This window comes from Paenibacillus sp. 2TAB19 (assembly GCF_052115185.1).
Classification (GTDB): domain Bacteria; phylum Bacillota; class Bacilli; order Paenibacillales; family Paenibacillaceae; genus Pristimantibacillus.
Window position 1 is genome coordinate 215,933 of the sequence record NZ_JBFRGE010000001.1, and the last position, 17,239, is coordinate 233,171.

Below are 17,239 nucleotides of genomic sequence, written 5' to 3' on the forward strand. Positions count from 1 at the left end.
AAGAAGCCCGACCCTCCATACGGAGAATCGGGCTTCTGCCTTCCTATTCGACTTTGATTGGATCGTAGAATTTCTCTTGTACCAGCTTAGCAGAGTTGTCGAGCAGCTTCTGCAGGTCTGCGCCTTTTTTGGAGAATACTTCTTGCAATACGTTCGTTACTTCACCGTAGTAATCTTGCGTATTGTATTGCGCTTCTGCTTTACCGTCAAGCAAGCTGTCGGATTCAGCAGCGTATTTGTATACGTTGTCGTATTTGTCGAAGATCGCTTTTGCCTTTTGACCGTACTCGGAATCGCTGCCGAAGTAGTTCAATTGCGGCGGAATGAAGAATTTGCCTTCTTCTTGACGTTTCTTAATATCGTTCTCGAGCGACTCCAGACCTTTGTCTGTGAAGTAATCGAACGTTACATAACGGAATGCGATTTCTTGCTCGTCTTTCGAAGCATTCGGGTTGATAACAAGGTAGTCGCCGCCAAGAACGCCTGTATGCTTGCCGTTCGCATCTGCTTTCGGCATTGGGAATGTCAATACGTCCGCCGGCTGCATGCCGCCTTGGTTAAGCGCTTGCTCCAGTACGCCTTCAGCGCCGGCAATAACCATTGCCGTACGGCCTTGTGCGAATGCGCCTACTGCATCGCCCCAGCCAAGTGCCCAGTCTTGCGGAATTGCGTTAGCTTCCCATCTCAGCTTGTTGTAGAACTCAAGCGCTTTGACGCCTGCAGCCGAGTTGAAGGCTGCCGTTACTTTGCCGCCCTCCACCGTTTGGATCTCGCCGCCTGCTTCGAACAAGAAATTCGTCCAGTTCCAGCCAGCTTCCGTGCCTCTTCCCATTGGTGCGATACCGGCAATACCTTTGCCAGGGTCGGCAACAGCTTTAGCCGTGTTGTACATATCGTCCCAAGTCCAGTCATAGCCAGGTACTGCTACGCCTTTGTCGTCAAGCATCTTCTTGTTGACAACCGTCGTCGTCACATAACCTTTTTGGGAGATGCCGTATACTTTGCCGTCGATGTTGAATTGCGATTGAAGGATCGGGTTGATTTGATCTTTGTATTCGTAGTTATCCCACAGCTCCGTAATATCGGCAGCCCAGCCGCGTTCAACAAGGAACTTCGCTTCTGTTGCCCAAGTGTTGAATACGGTCGGCGCTTCGTTCGAAGCCATTTTCACGCCGATTTCCGTCGGGTTGTAGTGCCAGTCGCTTTTTACGATTTCAACGTTCGGGTATTCTTTGATGAAACGCGCGATTTTATCGTCTTCCGCTTTGCGGTTTTCGACTTGGTCAGGTAATGGATAATAAATGCTGATCGTTACTTTTTTGTCCTTGATATCTTCCTTAGGCGGTTCCGTCTCTTCCGAGCCTTGGTTGCTCGGTTTATCCGTTGCCGCCGGCGGTGTCGTTTCCTCCGTCTTATTGTTTCCGTTGCCGCTGCACGCTGCGACGATCGACATCAGCAGGACGAGACAAACCATGACTACGACATTTTTCTTTAGCATCGTTATACCCCTTCTCATTCGGATTTGTTTTTACATTCTCATCATAACGAAGGCGTTTTCATGCGACGAGGTGTATTTTTATGTCGATCATGTGCAGGTTTACGATTCGTAGAACCTGCTATCCTTTCACGCCGCCGAGCTGTAATCCGCGCATAATGTACTTTTGGAACATCAGGAAAACAACGATTGGAGGCAGCATGACCWTCGTCAGAATCGCGAACCGAATGTTCAGGTCAAGCCTGCGAGCCTGAATAACATACTTGTAGATTGCCGTTGCAAGCGGATACGTATCATCGCTTTGCATGACGAGCGAAGGCCAGAACCACTCGTTCCATGCGCTCGAGAATACGAAGATCGCCAGCGTCGAGAAGATCGGAACCGATAGCGGGAGCGCGATCCGCGTGAACGAGCCCCACTCCGATGCGCCGTCGATGCGCGCTGCTTCGAACATTTCATGATGGATGTCATCGAAGAAGTTTTTCAGCAACAATAAGAAAAATGCGCTTGCGCCCGCAGGCAGCCAGAATGCCCAATACGAGTTAAGCAGCCCGAGATCCCGCAAATTAAGGAAGTTCGGAATGATGTACGTGCTAGGCGGAATGAACAGCGTAATCATGAAGAAGAAGTAAATCCCCTTCTGATACGGAACGTTCAGCTTCGACAAGCTGAATGCCGCAAGGCCGAGCACAACGACCGTCACGATCATATTGCCAATGAAGATCGCCAGCGTATTGCCCAAGAACTGCGTTAAATCAATATAGTTCCAGCCAGTCTTATAGTTGTCAAAATGCCATTCCACCGGCAAGAAGCGCGGCGGGAAGGAGTTGACCTCCGTATTCGCCTTAAGTCCGTTGAACAACGTTGACAGAATCGGATAGAGCATGGAAGCGACCATGATCAGTATAATGAGGACGATTAATGCCAAACCTGCTATATTGGATTTTTTCTTATAGTCGTAGTCGGATAAAATACCGCGATCCATCGTTTTGGCCTTCATGGTTAGTTCCCTCCCTTGTTGTTCAGCCTGAATTGAAGCAGTGCCAGACCGCCAAGCACAAGGAACATCAGAACGCCAAGCGCAGAAGCTACACCGTAATCCAATCGTGTTGTTGCATACTTAATAATGAGCAGAGCATACGTGAGCGTTGCTTTGTTCGGACCGCCGTCCAGCAAGGCAAGCTGCGACTGAAACCCTTGCGATGTGCTGATCAGTTGCATCAACAGCAGCAGCATCAACAGCCCTCTGATGGAAGGAAGCGTAATATGCCATATTCTACGGAATATGCCCGCGCCATCGATCTCCGCGGCTTCATACCAATCCTTCGGAATGCTGAGCATGGCTGCCAAATAGATAAGCATGGCAGACCCGAATTGCTGCCACGATTCCATGAAGACGATCGAGATCATCGACCATGATTTATCGGATAAAAAAGCGATTTGATTGGTGCCAAGTCCAGTCAATGCACCGTTAATCGGTCCGACCGGATCGTAGAACCAGCGCCATAGCCCGTACAATACGACCGCCGGGAGCACGTTAGGCAAATAAGCGGCGATACGTACAATCCCTTGGAAGCGGCGCATCTCGGATATAATAATGGCAAATACGATCGGAACCCAGAAGCCCATAACAAGACCGAGGAACATGTAATACAGCGAGTTTTTGATCGCAATCCATACGTCGGCGTCCTTGAACACCGTTTTATAGTTATCGAATCCTACAAACTCATTCCCTTTGACGAAGTCGATGTGGTAAAAGCTATAAAATAACCCTTTCGATATCGGCACCCACAAAAACAATAAAAAAATGATGGCGGCAGGCACTAAAAACAAATAACCCGGAATATGTTTTTTCCACCTGCCCGGCTTGCGCAAGGCTTTGACGCCCGGCGATTCGCTCATTGCGACTTGTTGTTTCATCAGCGTTCCCTCTTTTCTTTTCTATCGCTCTATACCATTTTAGAAGGATAGACGCTCGCTGATAATGTGCATATCTAAGGCAATGATGTTCATTTTTACTCGTTGTGCGCGGAGCGATATCGAGTCGTTCTAATCGCTTGACTGCTTCTTCATCTCGCTCGGACTCATGCCAAAGTACTTTTTGAATATTTTGCTGAAATGCTCCGGCGACTCGTACCCGACCCGCTCCGATATTTCGTACCTGCGAAGATCGGTTTGCAGCATGAGCCGGCGGCTTTCTTCCATCCGCAGCTTAATGACATACTCCCACAGGTTATAGCCCGTATCCTTCTTGAACAGATAGCTCAAGTAGTTCGGACTGACGTGATTTTTCTGAGCGACCTCGTGCAAGGTTAGACCCTTTTGGTTAAAAAATTGATCGATGTACGCCTTCGACTTCTCGACGATCAAGCTGTTCTGCGCGCTTAGATCCTCCTCTGTCGGATCTTGCGTATACGTGCTCCAGTTGAAATCGCCGTAGTAGAATACATAATGATCGCGATGCTCGCGATTCCACAGAATCGCCTTGCGCGCCTGTTCGTCCAAGATACTTAAGAACTCGATGCCTCGCAAAATTTGGCTAATTCCAATGACGCAATGCAAGCTCAAATATTTGTGGATATTATAATGAAGGCTGCGCCCGATCATATCGAGCTGATTGATCTTATTGACGGAGGACTCGCTGAACTCGCTCTCGTCCCATTGAATGAGAATGCTGATCTCCTGATTGGGCGAATAGAACGCCAAGTAGTTCCATTCCTTCTCGAGCAGTTCTCCTGCAATGTTGAGCGCCGCATACTGCAAAAGCTGTGCGTCGCTCGCAGGGATCGCGCGTTCCTTTGCCGACGTGAAGTTAAGCTTCAGCTTAATGACCGCAAAGTACGGCCCTTCGACTCGAGTTCCGAACCGCTCATAGAGCAGCTTTGCCGCCTCTGCGGCATTGCTCTGCGGAGGGGCAAGCAGCCGATTATACAGCTCGGTCCGCTGCGGAAGCGGCTCATCCATACGGAAGTGCTCCTGCATTTTCGAGAGGAATTGATCCTCCGCGGCTGCCGGTTTATCCATCTTGAGCAGCACATTCCGAACCGAATCAAGAAACTGCTCATTGTTAAGCGGCTTAATCATATAATCCTTCGCGCCAAGGCGAATGGCCATCTGTGCGTATTGGAACGTCTCGTATGCGGATATAATAATCGTCTGTACCCAAGGTTTAATGAGCTTCGCTTGATGCATTAGCTCGATACCGTTCATAGAACCCATCTGAATATCGGTTACGAGCAAGTCTATTTCTTCAATGCGCAAATAATCGAGCGCCTCATAGCCGCTGTGGGCAATATACACATTAGCTAGACTGATACCCGAAGTAGATAGCAGGTTGCTCAGCCCATCACAAATCAACGGCTCGTCGTCTACGATCAATATATTGTACATCCCTGCTGCCTCCCTATCCTATACCTCGTGAATCTGTTGTTCCTCTGTAATCATAGGCAATACGATCATCGCCACTGTGCCGCCCTTCTCTCTTTCTTTATAGCTTAGCCCGTATTGGTAGCCGAAATGCAGCTGTATGCGCTGCTGAATGTTTCGTATGCCATAGCCCGACGTATGATCCGGCTTATCCTCGTTAAGGATGCGCTCAAGCGCTGCATAATCGACCGTCTTATGCCCGTTGTCCTCTACCTTGATCGTTACTCGCTCTCCCTCGATCATCGCCGAAATCCGAATTTCGCCATCCTCGCCCATGTTCTTGACGGCATGGATCATCGCATTCTCGATCAGCGGCTGCAGCGTAATCTTAGGAATTAACACCTGGCGCGCGKCGTCCGGAATAATCCAGTTCACTTCGAATTCATATTTGTATCGCTTCTGCTGCAAGCTCACATACGCCGATGCATGCTCCAGCTCTTCCTCCAGCGTGATCAGCTCCCGGCCGCGGCTGAGGCTGATCTTCATCAGCTTGGATAGCTCCTTGATCATATCCGCGGATTCCGTCTTGCCCTCGAGCGAGCTTTTCCAATAAATGCTTTCCAGCGTATTGTAGAGCAAATGCGGATTAATCTGCTGGTACAGCAGTTGCAATTGCGACTCCTTCTGCTTCAGATCCATATGGTACTTATAATGGATAAGCACGTTAAGCCTTCTGGCCATATCGTAAAGCGCGCCAACGAGTACGCCGACCTCGTCGTTTCTTCCTTTGAACGGCGTCTCCGGCACAAGCTTGCCCGGCTCATAGGTGCGCACGAACTGTGCCAGCCGCTGCAACGGCGTCATTAACGAACGCCAAAAATAAATCATAACGATACAGCCAAGAAGCAAGTAAACAACCGATATCAATTGGATAACGCGTTTCAGCTCGTTCTGCTGTTTAAGCAGCGACTCCACCGGAATCTGATAAATAAGCTTCGTCTGGGTGCCTCGGTCATAGTTGATCACGTAGATCGAATCTTCCGTAATGAGGTCAAGATTGCCTTGCGAATTGACGCCATCGGGAATCGAAGCATCAGCTGGAAGGGACAGAATCGTATCAATCAGATGAGGTTCGGTTGCGCTCATGACGCGATCGTTCCAATCGGTAAAATAAATATGGCCATCCGGCAGCGATACGGATCGCAGCGATTCCCCGATCTTTTTATCCATTTGCGTCGCGACAAGAATGCCTATGGTATCGTTTGCAATATTCACGCTGTTGACGGCTCGAATATACGCATACGTCTTCACCCTAGACAAGCCGATATTCGTGTCGATCATCGTCATATAGCCGCCGCTGTTCCGTTTCACCGCATCGTCGAACCATTCGGGCTTGGTCTTATCATTGAAGAAATATACGCCGGTCTGATTAAACTGCTGCTTCGGAGCGAAGAAATAATAATCGTTCGGATCGTACACGTACAACGAATAATAAACCGCTTCCCCTCCGTTTAATGGAATCGAGTTGTTGGAAAGCAGCTTGTCGACGCTGTCGAACTTTCTTACCCGTTCGATGACGGCATCGTGCTCGCTCGGAATAAGCTTTTGCACAACGGGGTTTTGGATCATCGTCGTCGTTATTTTGCTTACGGTATCGATGTCGCGGTTAATAAGCGTGTAATTCTGCTTAATGAGCTCGACGTACGCATTCGTCACATGATTTTTGAGCAGATGCTCCGTCTTCATGTTGCCGTACCAATGGAGCAGATAGATCGGGCTTACCATTACGAGGAACAATAGGATAAGCTGCTGCTTGACGTTAAGCTTTGTCATAGGATTGATAAGGCCCGTTCTCATGCTGGCACCTCCGACTAATAATTGTACTATAGCAAAAAAAGCTTTCCATAAGTGTGGCTATTTCTATGCTCTTCATGAGCGTTATTACGATATGGCCTGCTTTATTATTCGTCTTTCCCCAGCCAAAAACCTGTAGATGGCCACATCTGTGCAAAAAAAGAGACCGAGTGCCAAGGCGGTCAGCCTTGCACCCAAGTCTCTTCCTCGCAATTACAGTTCCTTCACCATTAGCACATGGGGAATGCCTTCCTCCATGAATACATCGGATGCTGTGCGGTAACCAAGCTTCAAGTAGAAGCCTTCCGCCTCCGTCTGCCCGTGCAGCTTCGCCTTGGATGCGCCATCCCGCTTCGCCAACTGCTCCAGCTTGTCCATTATGACCTTGCCAACGCCGTACTTCCGATAGGCGGCCCGAACGCATATGCGTTGAAGCTTCGCTGTCTTCGTCTCCTCATCGACCCGGACACGCCCAGTGCCTACCGGCTTCTCGTCGTAATAAACGAGCGCATGGCTTGTCTTTCCGTCCAATACATCGTATTCGTCGATCTCCACTTCCGCGGCTACGCCCTGCTCTTTCACAAACACATCCATGCGTATGTCAAAAGCAAGCTTCAGCTGCTCTTGATTCGTTATCTCGACCGCTTGCATCATTGTTTGTTCCATCCTTCCGCTCGCTCTGAGGCTGCCTGATTTATGGTTCATTATTTATTAAACCATGATATCAGCCACTGTCTCAAGTAAGCCTCCCAAGTCGAGCACACTCCACGCATTAACGGCAATTCGTCGAACTAATTTTGTTTGCCATGCCGACATACCGCATATAGTGACAATTTATCGAACTAAATTGTCGGTTTGCTCACCTTGCGCCAAAAACGCCCCATTAGTTTCCCGAAATCAAACTAATGAGGCGTTTCCCCACCAAAAGAGCGATTTAGTTTCCTAAAACGACACTATCACGCACCCGGACTAGCTAGCTTCCGAAGCTGCCGCTCGTATCGAACAGCTGCGCCTCCACCGTCTTGAACTTGGAAGCCGCTGCCCGCTTGTTAAGTTCCGCCAAGTAAGCCTCCTCGTCGATCGGGAGCTCGACCGTCTGCTCCAGCCAGCTGGACAGGTGCATCGCGTTCGACAGAGTCAGGCTGTGAATGCCTTCCTCGCCGCCCGCAACAAGCGGCGAGCCGTGCAATACCGCCTTCGCGAAAGCGGACAGAACGCCCATATGCTGGCTGTTGTCCCCATGCGTCTCGACGACGGACACTTCGACGCTCGGACGCGCGAAGCCTTCTTTCGTCTCGAAGCAGAATTCCCGCTCGCTCTGGCTGAGCTTATGAAGCGTCAATTTATCGTTCTCGCAGATCAGTTTGCCCCGCTCGAGCGTAATCTCGAACCGATTCGTTCCCGGCAGATCGGCGGTCGTCGTAATGAATACGCCTGTCGCTCCGTTCGGGAATTCCAAGTATGCCGTCACATCGTCCTCGACCTCGATGTTATGCCACTTGCCGTTATGGCAGAACGCCCGTACCTTGCTTGGCATGCCGCAGATCCATTGGAGCAGGTCGATATTATGCGGACATTGGTTGATAAGTACGCCTCCGCCCTCGCCCGCCCAGGTCGCGCGCCAGCTGCCGGAATCATAATATGCCTGCGACCGGTACCAGTCCGTTATGATCCAGTTGACCCGCTTGATCGCGCCTAGCTCGCCGCTATGCACAAGCTCATGCATTTTGCGGTATACCGGGTTCGTTCGTTGATTGAACATCATGCCGAATACGACATCGCTCTCCTGCGCCTTCTCGTTCATTTCACGGACCTGCTTCGTATATACGCCAGCCGGTTTTTCAACCATAACATGGAGTCCACGCTCGAAAGCCTGGATAGCGAGCGTTGGGTGATCGTAATGCGGCGTAGCGACGATAACGGCATCGCACAAGCCGCTGTTCATCAGAGCCTCCGGCCCGTCAAACATCGCTACCGTATCCGGCAAATACGCTCTGGCTGCTTCAAGACGCTTCTCGTCCTTGTCCGCCACGGCGGTCAATACGATTTCCGGCACTGCGCCTCCCGTCAGTTTCTTCGCATGATCCGTCCCCATATTGCCCATACCGATAATACCTAATCGCATGCTGCTCATCACCTATTCTCCTCCTATCGATAGCCTAGCGCGGCTAGATTATTGTAGCTCGTCTGCAAGCATTCGAACGGACTTCCTTGGCAGGTGTCCTGCTCCACGAGCAAATATTTCGCATTCGTCTTCTCAAGCGCTTTCATAATTGCCGGGAAGTTCATATTGCCTTCCATAACCGGCGCCATTAATTGTTCCATGCCTCTTACTGCCATATCCTTCAGATGCACGCAGTGAAGGCGATCCTGCAACCGTTCGATCCACTCGCATACGTCAGCGCCTGCTGCCTGCACCCAATACGTGTCGAGCGTAATGCCCATTTCCTCCGGGGACAGGTCTTCGATCAGCCTTTCGATCATGCGTCGGCCGTCGATCTTCTCGAATTCGAAATTATGATTATGATACATGAACAGTTTGCCTGCTTGTGCGATTGTGCCGGCGGCTTTGCGCACGTCTTTGGCGAAATAATCGTACCAGTCCATCGTACGGTATTTATCCGGCATGCCACCGATGCCGATGTAATCGCAGCCAAGAATGTCATGCTCTTCGATGACTTTGTCGGTTTCGTTCACGATCCGGTCGAAGCCCGTATGCGTGAGCGCAATCTTCAGCGACAGTTCATCGCATATCGCCCTAAGCGTCTGCGGTTCAATCTTCCCCATAGCGGATACTTGAATCGATTTGTACCCCATATCTGCAATCTTCTTAAGCGATCGTCTTATATCTTCCTCCGTCTGGATGAACGATCTAACCGTATACAGCTGCGCGCCCAAAATCATAAGTCCCGTCTCCTCCTTGACCTTATTTCCAATTGTCCCTACACCCTTAATTATAGATAACAGGTCTGGAATCGCCATTGTGAATATCAATAATAACATTGCAAATATAGCGATTATCTCCTACACTTGAGGGGAATATCGATCAGGGGGTAAGAGTATGCAGCACGTGAATATTCATACGGATTCGATCATTCTCCACCATACGGTTGGACATGGCAATACGGAACAGTACGCCCTGCATTGCCATAACTTCTATGAAGTGTTCTACTTCGTCGCCGGCGACGTGAGCTATCTCGTGGATGGCAAACGCTACGACCCCGAGCCGCACAGCATCCTGCTCATTGCCCCCCATGTGTTTCATGGCGTCAAGATCGAAAGCGATGCGCCATACGAGCGCATATCGCTTCATTTTGTTGCCGGATTTCTGCCGCGCGAGTACCAATCCGTCCTCTTGTCTCCCTTTCATACCAAAGGCGGCTCAAGTAACATTTACTTCGCGCAAGGCGTGAAGGACGAGCTGTTCTCCTTCTTCAAGCAGCTCATGGATTGCCGCGATTTCGAAGCTGATATTCGCGAGCTGTCGCTCCGCATTCGGCTAGAAGCGCTGCTATCGCAAATATTGCAAATGAGCCATTCGCTTAAGAGCCATACGGAAGCTTCCGCCTCTTCTACTACCGTTTCCCGCGTCATTCAATATTTGAACGATCACATCGCCGAACCGATTACGCTCGACGACCTCTCTGCCCATTTTTTCATAAGCAAACATCACCTGAACAAAGTTTTTCGCCAGGCAACCGGCACCACTGTGCTTAATTACGTCATCCACAAACGGGTCGTGATGGCCCAAAATCTCATGCTGCAAGGCCAATCCGCTAATAGCGCCGCGGCCTCGGCCGGCTTCGGCGATTACTCCTCCTTCTACCGCGCCTATAAGAAAATATTCCGGCATGCGCCTTCGATCAAGCAAGCCCCTATGCTTCTCCATTAAGTCAGCTTCTTTCCCCTTGGCGATTCCTTTAACCCTTAAGGTTCGTTTAAGCTGCCTGATTTATCGTTAGGAAACCCTAACAAACAGGAAGTGATAACAGTCATGAACCCATCCGGAAAATCAAGAAAAAAGCTATACGCCATTATCATTACCACAGCAGTAGTCGTTATCGGCGGCATCCTGTACGCGCTCGCTGACCGTTACTTAATCGAAAAGGTCGAGGTCGTCGTGGAAACGCCGCAAAGCGTCGATACCGACGATAGCAGCGCCACTCAAGAGCCTGCCGCAGAGCAAGCCGAATACGACGATTGGAATTACGAGAGCGATGAAATCAGCATTAGCATCGATCAGGTTMAGACGGGCTCCGGCGAGGACATGATTACGTATTTCGTAGCCGATGTACAGCTGTCGGGTGACGCAACCCTAAGCTCGGCTTTTGCCAAAAACAGCTTCGGCCGCAACGTGATCGATTACACCTCCAGCATCGCTGAAGACAATAACGCCCTCTTCGCGATTAACGGCGATTATTACGGCTTCCGCGGCGACGGCGTTATTATCCGGGGCGGGACGGTGTATCGGGACGAGCCGGTTCGTATCGGACTTGGCTTATTCGCGGACGGTACGATCAGCAGCTTTGACGAGACGGAAGTTTCCTCATCCAGCCTGCTCGCGGACGGCGTCGTCGACACGCTGTCATTCGGCCCCGCCTTAATCCAAAACGGGGAGATCGCGGATGACCTAGGCAGCGTAAAGATCGATACGAACTTCGGCAATCGCTCCATCCAAGGCGCTAACCCGCGAACCGGCATTGGAATGATCTCAGCTAATCATTATGTGTTCGTCGTCGTCGACGGTCGTAAGTCGAATTACAGCAGAGGCATGACGTTGGATGAATTCGCTGAGGTGTTCGCCGATCTTGGCGCAACCGAAGCTTATAATTTGGACGGCGGCGGCTCGTCTACGATGTATTTCATGGGCAGAGTCGTCAACAATCCGCAAGGCAAAAACAAAGAACGCGGAGTGAGCGATATTTTATATATCGCGGAAAGGTAGGTGATGGAGATGGTTATCCTTATTCCTTCCTACGAGCCGGATGTTAGACTGATCAAGCTGATCGAGGATCTGCAGATTTCCATTCCTGGCATGCCAATCGTTGTCGTCGATGACGGCAGCGGCGAGTCTTACAGCGAATGGTTCAAGCAAGTTGTTCAAATGGGCTGCATGCTGCTGACGCATAAAACCAATCTGGGCAAAGGCCGCKCGCTCAAGACAGGCTTCAATTATATAAGAAGCCATATGGATACCGATGGCGTCGTCTGCGCAGACAGCGACGGTCAGCATTTGCCTTCCGATATTAAGCGGATCGCCGAAGCTGTCCTCGAACATCCAGGCCGGATTGTCATGGGCGGCCGCCGGTTTACGGGCAATGTCCCTCTGCGCAGCCGCTTCGGCAATACAATGACGCGCAAGATGTACGCTTTCTCTACGGGAGTGAAGCTGTATGATACGCAGACCGGCCTTCGCGGCTATCCATCCGCCATGCTGGACTGGCTGTGCAACCTTAACGGGGAAAGGTTCGAGTATGAGATGAACATGCTGCTTGAGGCGCCCGGAGCAGGCTACGCGTTCCATGAAATTCCGATCGACACCGTTTATTTGGACGAAAATAAATCGAGTCATTTTCATCCGATCAAAGATTCCGTTCGTGTTTATAAGCCGATCATCACCTTCATCGCGTCGTCGCTCTCTTCATTCGCCGTTGATTTTGTCCTGCTTCTCGTCTTGCAGCTGTTAAGCGGCCATCTCTTATTTGCCGTCATAGGCGCGAGAATTGGCAGCTCGATCGTCAATTACTCCCTCAATCGAAAATTCGTATTTCGCAAGGGCAGCCGGAAAACTTCGGCAGCAGCATCGACCACGGCATCGGCATCGTCATCGTCCTCCGTCACAAAGTCGCTGCCGAAATATTACGCGTTAGTAATCGTCGTTCTACTATTGAATTACGCCGTCCTGCATTTTCTCAATATTAATTTAGGCGTCCCATTACTGGCGGCTAAGCTCGCGACGGAAGCGGTTCTGTTCCTGTTCAGCTACTGGTCGCAGCGTAAATTCGTCTACTAGAACCCGTTTCAAAGGGGAATTGTCGTCGTTTCTCCCGGCCTCACTTCAACCCGCTGCCATCCGGCGGAAGCGCATTGCCCRAGGGGCTTTGCTGCTTCCGCTCTATTTTCGACCAGAACCTTAACCGCCGCGGGATAGACCGACTTATTGCATACCGAGAGGATACGCTCACCTTGCTCGTTAACGATAAGCCCGCACTCCACTTGATCGATCGCAAAAACCTTATCGTTGGCCAAGTCAACATAAATGCCGGGAAGCTCCGCATACGTAAGCATAAGCGAAACCTCGCACCAGCACGAATAAGGAATCACTTCTCCCACATAACCTTTACCTTCCCAATCGCTCATATTAACGCGCTCGCTCATATAACCCGGCGGCATATTATGACCATCCCAACCTCTCACCGGACGATCCGACCGTGACAAATATTGCGGCAGATTGCCCGCGATCTCCCGCAGCAGCTCCATATACATCGCTTTGCCGGTCGCACGATACAGCTTCAGCAACGAGTCACCGGACAACGTACAAATACCCGGTGCGCTATGCTTATTCTGAACGTTGGCAATTACCGAGCCGGTCGTACGAATGCCAAGCCTCCCGAATGTCGACTCCTCGGGAAAGCGGAAATCGTACGACACGCACCACGTCATCGCTTGTTGCGCCGCTTCCTCCGCCCGGTCTATCCAAGCCTTCTCGCCGCTCGTCTCATATAGGACAATATACGATTCGAGCAGTCCAAACGCCGATTCACTATCCGGGCATTGCAATATTTCACCCGGACCGCCTGTCGTAACTCCCTGGGCAGTGAATTGTTGATAGAAGGATTCGGCCGATTCCTTCGCAACCTCCATATACATGCTATCGCCGAAATAACGGCTGCAAAGAGCTAGCCCTGCCGGGGCAATACCCGCTCCAGCCGAACCGCCGATTATAATATCTCCAGTCCCCGTGTGCACCCATTGGCCGAATTGACCGTACGTTTGCCATAGTCTCACGAACGCATCGGCCAGCCTTCGCGTCCCGTCCGTCCAGCTAGGCGGCAATTGGAATTCAGGCTTCAACCGCTCAAGCGCGATGAAATGTTTCATAATGAAATAGAGTGCATCCGCGCTCTTGCGCAATATATGCCAGCGCTCCGGGTACAGTCGGTCCGGAGCGTCATTGAACTCATCCCCATACCACTCTCCCTGATAACAGACACCATGGAAAAATCCCGACTCCGTCTGGCTTCTGAACATAAATTCAAGCGTCTCAAGCGTCCGCTCAACTGACTCGTCATTGCCTTCCAGCAGTAAGGCGTAGCTGGACATTCCGCCTCCGACCCAGCCGATCTGCCAGTCCTGATGCTTCATATCGATTGTGCCTACCGCATAGTAGCCGAGCTGCTCATTCCAATTCAGCTCGTTGTACTTCTTCTCCTGAATCTCCCATGCGGCGGAGAAAGGCAGACTCGATGCAAGTTTCGCTGATGGCTTGCCCGAGGTTCGAATAGAAGCGAACTTCTGGAATAGTCCTTTCACATCTTCACATGGGAAACGATATACACGGCAGCGAACTTGCACGATTTCACCCAGTTCGAAATCATGCCCGCGATCGTCGCTTGGCGCTTTGGTCGTCGCCATCTCGTATTTCGTCACCGGCCTGACGCCCGGCGCTTGAAAAGAAATTCGCGCCGAGCTTCTGTCCAAGCTTTCTTCCATATGTATCGACGTATCGCCAAGCACAGTCGCTTGCTCTGTTTCGAACAACCAGCCGACAGACATTTTTTCGTCGAAGATGCCGATGATCGGCGTTGCCGCATCGCCTGTCAGAAGGTGAAAGGCGGAAGGCATGTGTCGCTGCTTTGATAGCCTTGGCACATCGGTAATAATCGTCGGCACATCCGGCCCATGTTCATCGAGCTTCGTCCAGCATGGAGCATAAGGCAGCTCCCTGACCTCGAATCGATTGCCCGCGTATACCGCTCCCGGTACAAGTACATAGTTGGAACTCGACCAATTCGATAACGAAAAGGATACTGCAGCAGCCGATTGCTTAGCATAGCCTTCCGACCGAAACACCACAGTAAGAGCCAATCCTTCGCTGCTATCCATTGCTCCTTCATATGACAATTTCACCTTCCAAGCATCGCCGGATGCCCCAGCTACCGCCCCCCCTTGTTCTCCGTTCCAGTTAACCTCACCGTTCTCCACCGGAACCGCATCTTCATATCTCGTAATGAAGGCCTCCAGCTTAACGCCTGTTCCACCGAACAACTTGTTAACCATCAAAACAATCCCCTTTTTGATTACTGTAATTGATGGATACGTTATCATGGGATCTGAAAGCGGTCTACTGTGAAAAAAACGATTAAGTGTACTTATTTTGAAAGCCCTTGCAAGTGTAAAGACATCGGATTTATAACTATAATGTAGCTTTATAACCAAGGAGGACTTCTTCATGGAAACCGCTTATTACGTAGCGCCATACGGCAATGATAGCCACTCGGGCAGCACCCATGCCCCTTTTCTTACGATCCGCAGAGCACAGGGGGAAGTCCGTACGAAAATTAGGAACGGCATGGATCAGGATATTACCGTTTATATGCGCGGTGGATTGTATGAAATGGATTCGCCTCTGCGCTTCGATGATAGAGACAGCGGCAGAGACGGATGGAAGGTTCGCTACTGCAGCTATCCGGGTGAAGAAGCACGCCTTGTAGGAGGCAGAGCGATAACAGGATGGAAGCCTTATAAGGGGAACATATGGCAAGCAAAGCTAGACAGTGATCTCCCTTCCTTCTATACGCTGTATGTGAACGAAGAACGGATAAAGCTGGCGAGGCTGCCCGCTTCCGGCTACTTCGAGACGGCTGCCCATGAAGAAGGAGGAAATGCCTCTGACCAAGGGATTACCTTTCGCGAAGCAGACCTTCCAGCCCAATATGATCTAACCGAGGCGCAAGTCTTCGTATGGCCGGGGGAAGGAGAATGGAATTGGTTCTCCGAGACGAAGAAGATCGCGTCGGTTGATTGGGAGAAGCGGTATATGAGCTTCGAAACACCGGCAACTTGGCCGATCGGGACTGGCTCGCGTTATTTCTTGCAAGGGTCGCTCGACTTCCTTCGCAGCCCAGGGCAATACCATTTGGATTCGGCTGCCGGTATCCTCTATTACTGGCCCGCGGATGAAGCAGCCAACCCGAATGAGCAGATCATTATCGCTCCATCGGTCAAGAGACTGCTCGACATTCAAGGCTCATCCGACGCTCGGACCGTTAAGGATCTTAGCTTCTCTGGCCTTGCGTTATCCTGTACCGACTTCTTCCGCGAGTATCGAATGATGGACGAAAATACCGAGCGTAAGGAACACCGCGAAGGCTTAATCTATATCAATCATGCTGAACACATCGAGATTAAGAGCTGTATGCTTCAACTGTCCGGCAGTTGCGGTATCTTCTTCGATTGTTATACGAAGCATATTGTGATCGAGGGCAACGACATCCGCAACCTCGGCTATTGCGGAATCAGCTTGAACGGATTCCCGCCAGGCCAAGGACCATTCGTAGATGCGGAATCCTCTTATACGAACTCTCATAATCGCATTGTGAACAACCGTATTACACACGGCGGAGAGCTGATCGGCCATGGCTGCGGCATATTCCTCTACCAAAGCGGTGACAACGACATCTCGAATAATATGATCGCCAAGATGCCTCGTTACGGCATCTCGCTCAAGGGCATGAGGCATAAGACACTGCCCGAGCAAGTATACGGTGTTCCGGTCACATGGGATAACCACTGGGATTTCCTTCACAGCCGCAATAACCGAATTGCATATAACGATATTTCCGAAGTAATGACGGACAGCCAAGACGGAGGCATGATCGAGGCATGGGGCCCTGGCCGCGGCAACGTTATTCATGGCAATGATCTGCATGACAGCGGCATTCACTTCTCGTTCGGTTTCGGCATCTATTTAGACGACGCCGCCGATGATTTCACCGTTACGAACAATGTGATCCGCGGGCTCTATTCAACTGGCGAAGGAAAGCTATGGATGCTTATTTTCTCCAAGGGCATCGGCAACCGAATCTACAACAATCTGCTTGTATCCAATCCTCATGCGATCTCGGCTATCGGCTCCCAAGAGATGGCGGACGAGGAGAATAAACTTATCGATATTGCCGGCAACATCATTTATAATTCAGGGTATCTGTATTACTTCGTCAATTATAGCGACGAACGCTTCGCTGCCGCCGATCGCAATCTTTACTGGCGCGAGGGCATGAGCTGCCAAGTAGCCGGCAACCTGCCGCTTGAAGCGAGCGGCGCTGATCCTCTTGAGAGGAACGAATACCCGCTGGAGCAGTGGCAACACCTCGCTAACGGCAAATACGACAAGCATACCTTAATAGCTGAGCCCGGATTCATCGATGCCGATCATGCGGATTACCGGCTCCGACCGGATTCGCCTGCTTACCGCTTAGGCTGGACCGACATCGATTTTGAACGAATAGGTGCGAAATAGTC

General features: G+C 50.8%; 13 protein-coding genes. 4 read left to right on the top strand and 9 right to left on the bottom strand.

Annotated features, from left to right (window positions below):
- Nucleotides 1–43: 43 nt before the first annotated feature.
- The 8 genes from AB4Z33_RS00980 to AB4Z33_RS01015 form a co-directional block, all read right to left on the bottom strand.
- On the bottom strand, nucleotides 44–1,498 hold the full coding sequence (locus AB4Z33_RS00980) for an extracellular solute-binding protein (protein ID WP_442048085.1): 1,455 nt from the start codon (nucleotides 1,496–1,498) through the stop codon (nucleotides 44–46).
- Between the two features lie 118 nt (nucleotides 1,499–1,616).
- Nucleotides 1,617–2,495, bottom strand: a complete 879-nt coding sequence (locus tag AB4Z33_RS00985; RefSeq protein ID WP_442048086.1) for a carbohydrate ABC transporter permease — start codon at nucleotides 2,493–2,495, stop codon at nucleotides 1,617–1,619.
- A gap of 2 nt (nucleotides 2,496–2,497) precedes the next feature.
- Entirely contained in the window at nucleotides 2,498–3,415 is a 918-nt protein-coding gene (locus AB4Z33_RS00990; protein ID WP_442048087.1) for a carbohydrate ABC transporter permease, read from the bottom strand.
- A 129-nt stretch (nucleotides 3,416–3,544) separates the two neighbouring features.
- Nucleotides 3,545–4,885 carry a response regulator transcription factor gene (locus tag AB4Z33_RS00995; protein WP_442048088.1) on the bottom strand — a complete coding sequence of 447 codons (1,341 nt, stop codon included), beginning with the start codon at nucleotides 4,883–4,885 and terminating at the stop codon, nucleotides 3,545–3,547.
- Nucleotides 4,886–4,903: 18 nt separating this feature from the next.
- The gene (locus AB4Z33_RS01000) at nucleotides 4,904–6,718 is read right to left on the bottom strand and encodes a sensor histidine kinase (protein WP_442048089.1); all 1,815 of its coding nucleotides are present in this window, start codon (nucleotides 6,716–6,718) and stop codon (nucleotides 4,904–4,906) included.
- Between the two features lie 210 nt (nucleotides 6,719–6,928).
- On the bottom strand, nucleotides 6,929–7,366 hold the full coding sequence (locus AB4Z33_RS01005) for a GNAT family N-acetyltransferase (protein WP_442048109.1): 438 nt from the start codon (nucleotides 7,364–7,366) through the stop codon (nucleotides 6,929–6,931).
- Between the two features lie 322 nt (nucleotides 7,367–7,688).
- Entirely contained in the window at nucleotides 7,689–8,849 is a 1,161-nt protein-coding gene (locus AB4Z33_RS01010) for a Gfo/Idh/MocA family protein (protein WP_442048110.1), read from the bottom strand.
- A gap of 14 nt (nucleotides 8,850–8,863) precedes the next feature.
- A complete protein-coding gene (locus AB4Z33_RS01015) occupies nucleotides 8,864–9,718 on the bottom strand; it encodes a sugar phosphate isomerase/epimerase family protein (protein WP_442048090.1) in 855 nt (284 codons plus the stop codon).
- 58 nt (nucleotides 9,719–9,776) lie between these two features.
- Here AB4Z33_RS01015 and AB4Z33_RS01020 point away from each other — a divergent pair, with 58 nt between their 5' ends.
- The 3 genes from AB4Z33_RS01020 (at nucleotide 9,777) to AB4Z33_RS01030 (ending at nucleotide 12,728) form a co-directional block, all read left to right on the top strand.
- The gene (locus tag AB4Z33_RS01020) at nucleotides 9,777–10,607 is read left to right on the top strand and encodes a helix-turn-helix domain-containing protein (protein WP_442048091.1); all 831 of its coding nucleotides are present in this window, start codon (nucleotides 9,777–9,779) and stop codon (nucleotides 10,605–10,607) included.
- Nucleotides 10,608–10,709: 102 nt separating this feature from the next.
- A complete protein-coding gene (locus tag AB4Z33_RS01025) occupies nucleotides 10,710–11,660 on the top strand; it encodes a phosphodiester glycosidase family protein (RefSeq protein ID WP_442048092.1) in 951 nt (316 codons plus the stop codon).
- A 3-nt stretch (nucleotides 11,661–11,663) separates the two neighbouring features.
- Entirely contained in the window at nucleotides 11,664–12,728 is a 1,065-nt protein-coding gene (locus AB4Z33_RS01030; RefSeq protein WP_442048111.1) for a GtrA family protein, read from the top strand.
- An 8-nt stretch (nucleotides 12,729–12,736) separates the two neighbouring features.
- Here AB4Z33_RS01030 and AB4Z33_RS01035 read toward each other — a convergent pair whose 3' ends face one another.
- Nucleotides 12,737–14,995, bottom strand: a complete 2,259-nt coding sequence (locus tag AB4Z33_RS01035) for a hypothetical protein (protein ID WP_442048093.1) — start codon at nucleotides 14,993–14,995, stop codon at nucleotides 12,737–12,739.
- Nucleotides 14,996–15,167: 172 nt separating this feature from the next.
- On the opposite strand from AB4Z33_RS01035, the gene AB4Z33_RS01040 reads away from it, so the two are divergent.
- The gene (locus AB4Z33_RS01040; protein ID WP_442048094.1) at nucleotides 15,168–17,237 is read left to right on the top strand and encodes a right-handed parallel beta-helix repeat-containing protein; all 2,070 of its coding nucleotides are present in this window, start codon (nucleotides 15,168–15,170) and stop codon (nucleotides 17,235–17,237) included.
- Nucleotides 17,238–17,239 lie beyond the last annotated feature (2 nt).

Excerpts from the sequence above, each read along its gene's own strand:
- AB4Z33_RS00980 (WP_442048085.1), bottom strand. The coding sequence starts at position 1,498 with ATGCTAAAGAAAAATGTCGTAGTCATGGTTTGTCTCGTCCTGCTGATG.
- AB4Z33_RS00990 (WP_442048087.1), bottom strand. The coding sequence starts at position 3,415 with ATGAAACAACAAGTCGCAATGAGCGAATCGCCGGGCGTCAAAGCCTTG.
- AB4Z33_RS00995 (WP_442048088.1), bottom strand. The coding sequence starts at position 4,885 with ATGTACAATATATTGATCGTAGACGACGAGCCGTTGATTTGTGATGGG.
- AB4Z33_RS01005 (WP_442048109.1), bottom strand. The coding sequence starts at position 7,366 with ATGCAAGCGGTCGAGATAACGAATCAAGAGCAGCTGAAGCTTGCTTTT.
- AB4Z33_RS01010 (WP_442048110.1), bottom strand. The coding sequence starts at position 8,849 with ATGAGCAGCATGCGATTAGGTATTATCGGTATGGGCAATATGGGGACG.
- AB4Z33_RS01015 (WP_442048090.1), bottom strand. The coding sequence starts at position 9,718 with ATGTTATTATTGATATTCACAATGGCGATTCCAGACCTGTTATCTATA.
- AB4Z33_RS01020 (WP_442048091.1), top strand. The coding sequence starts at position 9,777 with ATGCAGCACGTGAATATTCATACGGATTCGATCATTCTCCACCATACG.
- AB4Z33_RS01040 (WP_442048094.1), top strand. The coding sequence starts at position 15,168 with ATGGAAACCGCTTATTACGTAGCGCCATACGGCAATGATAGCCACTCG.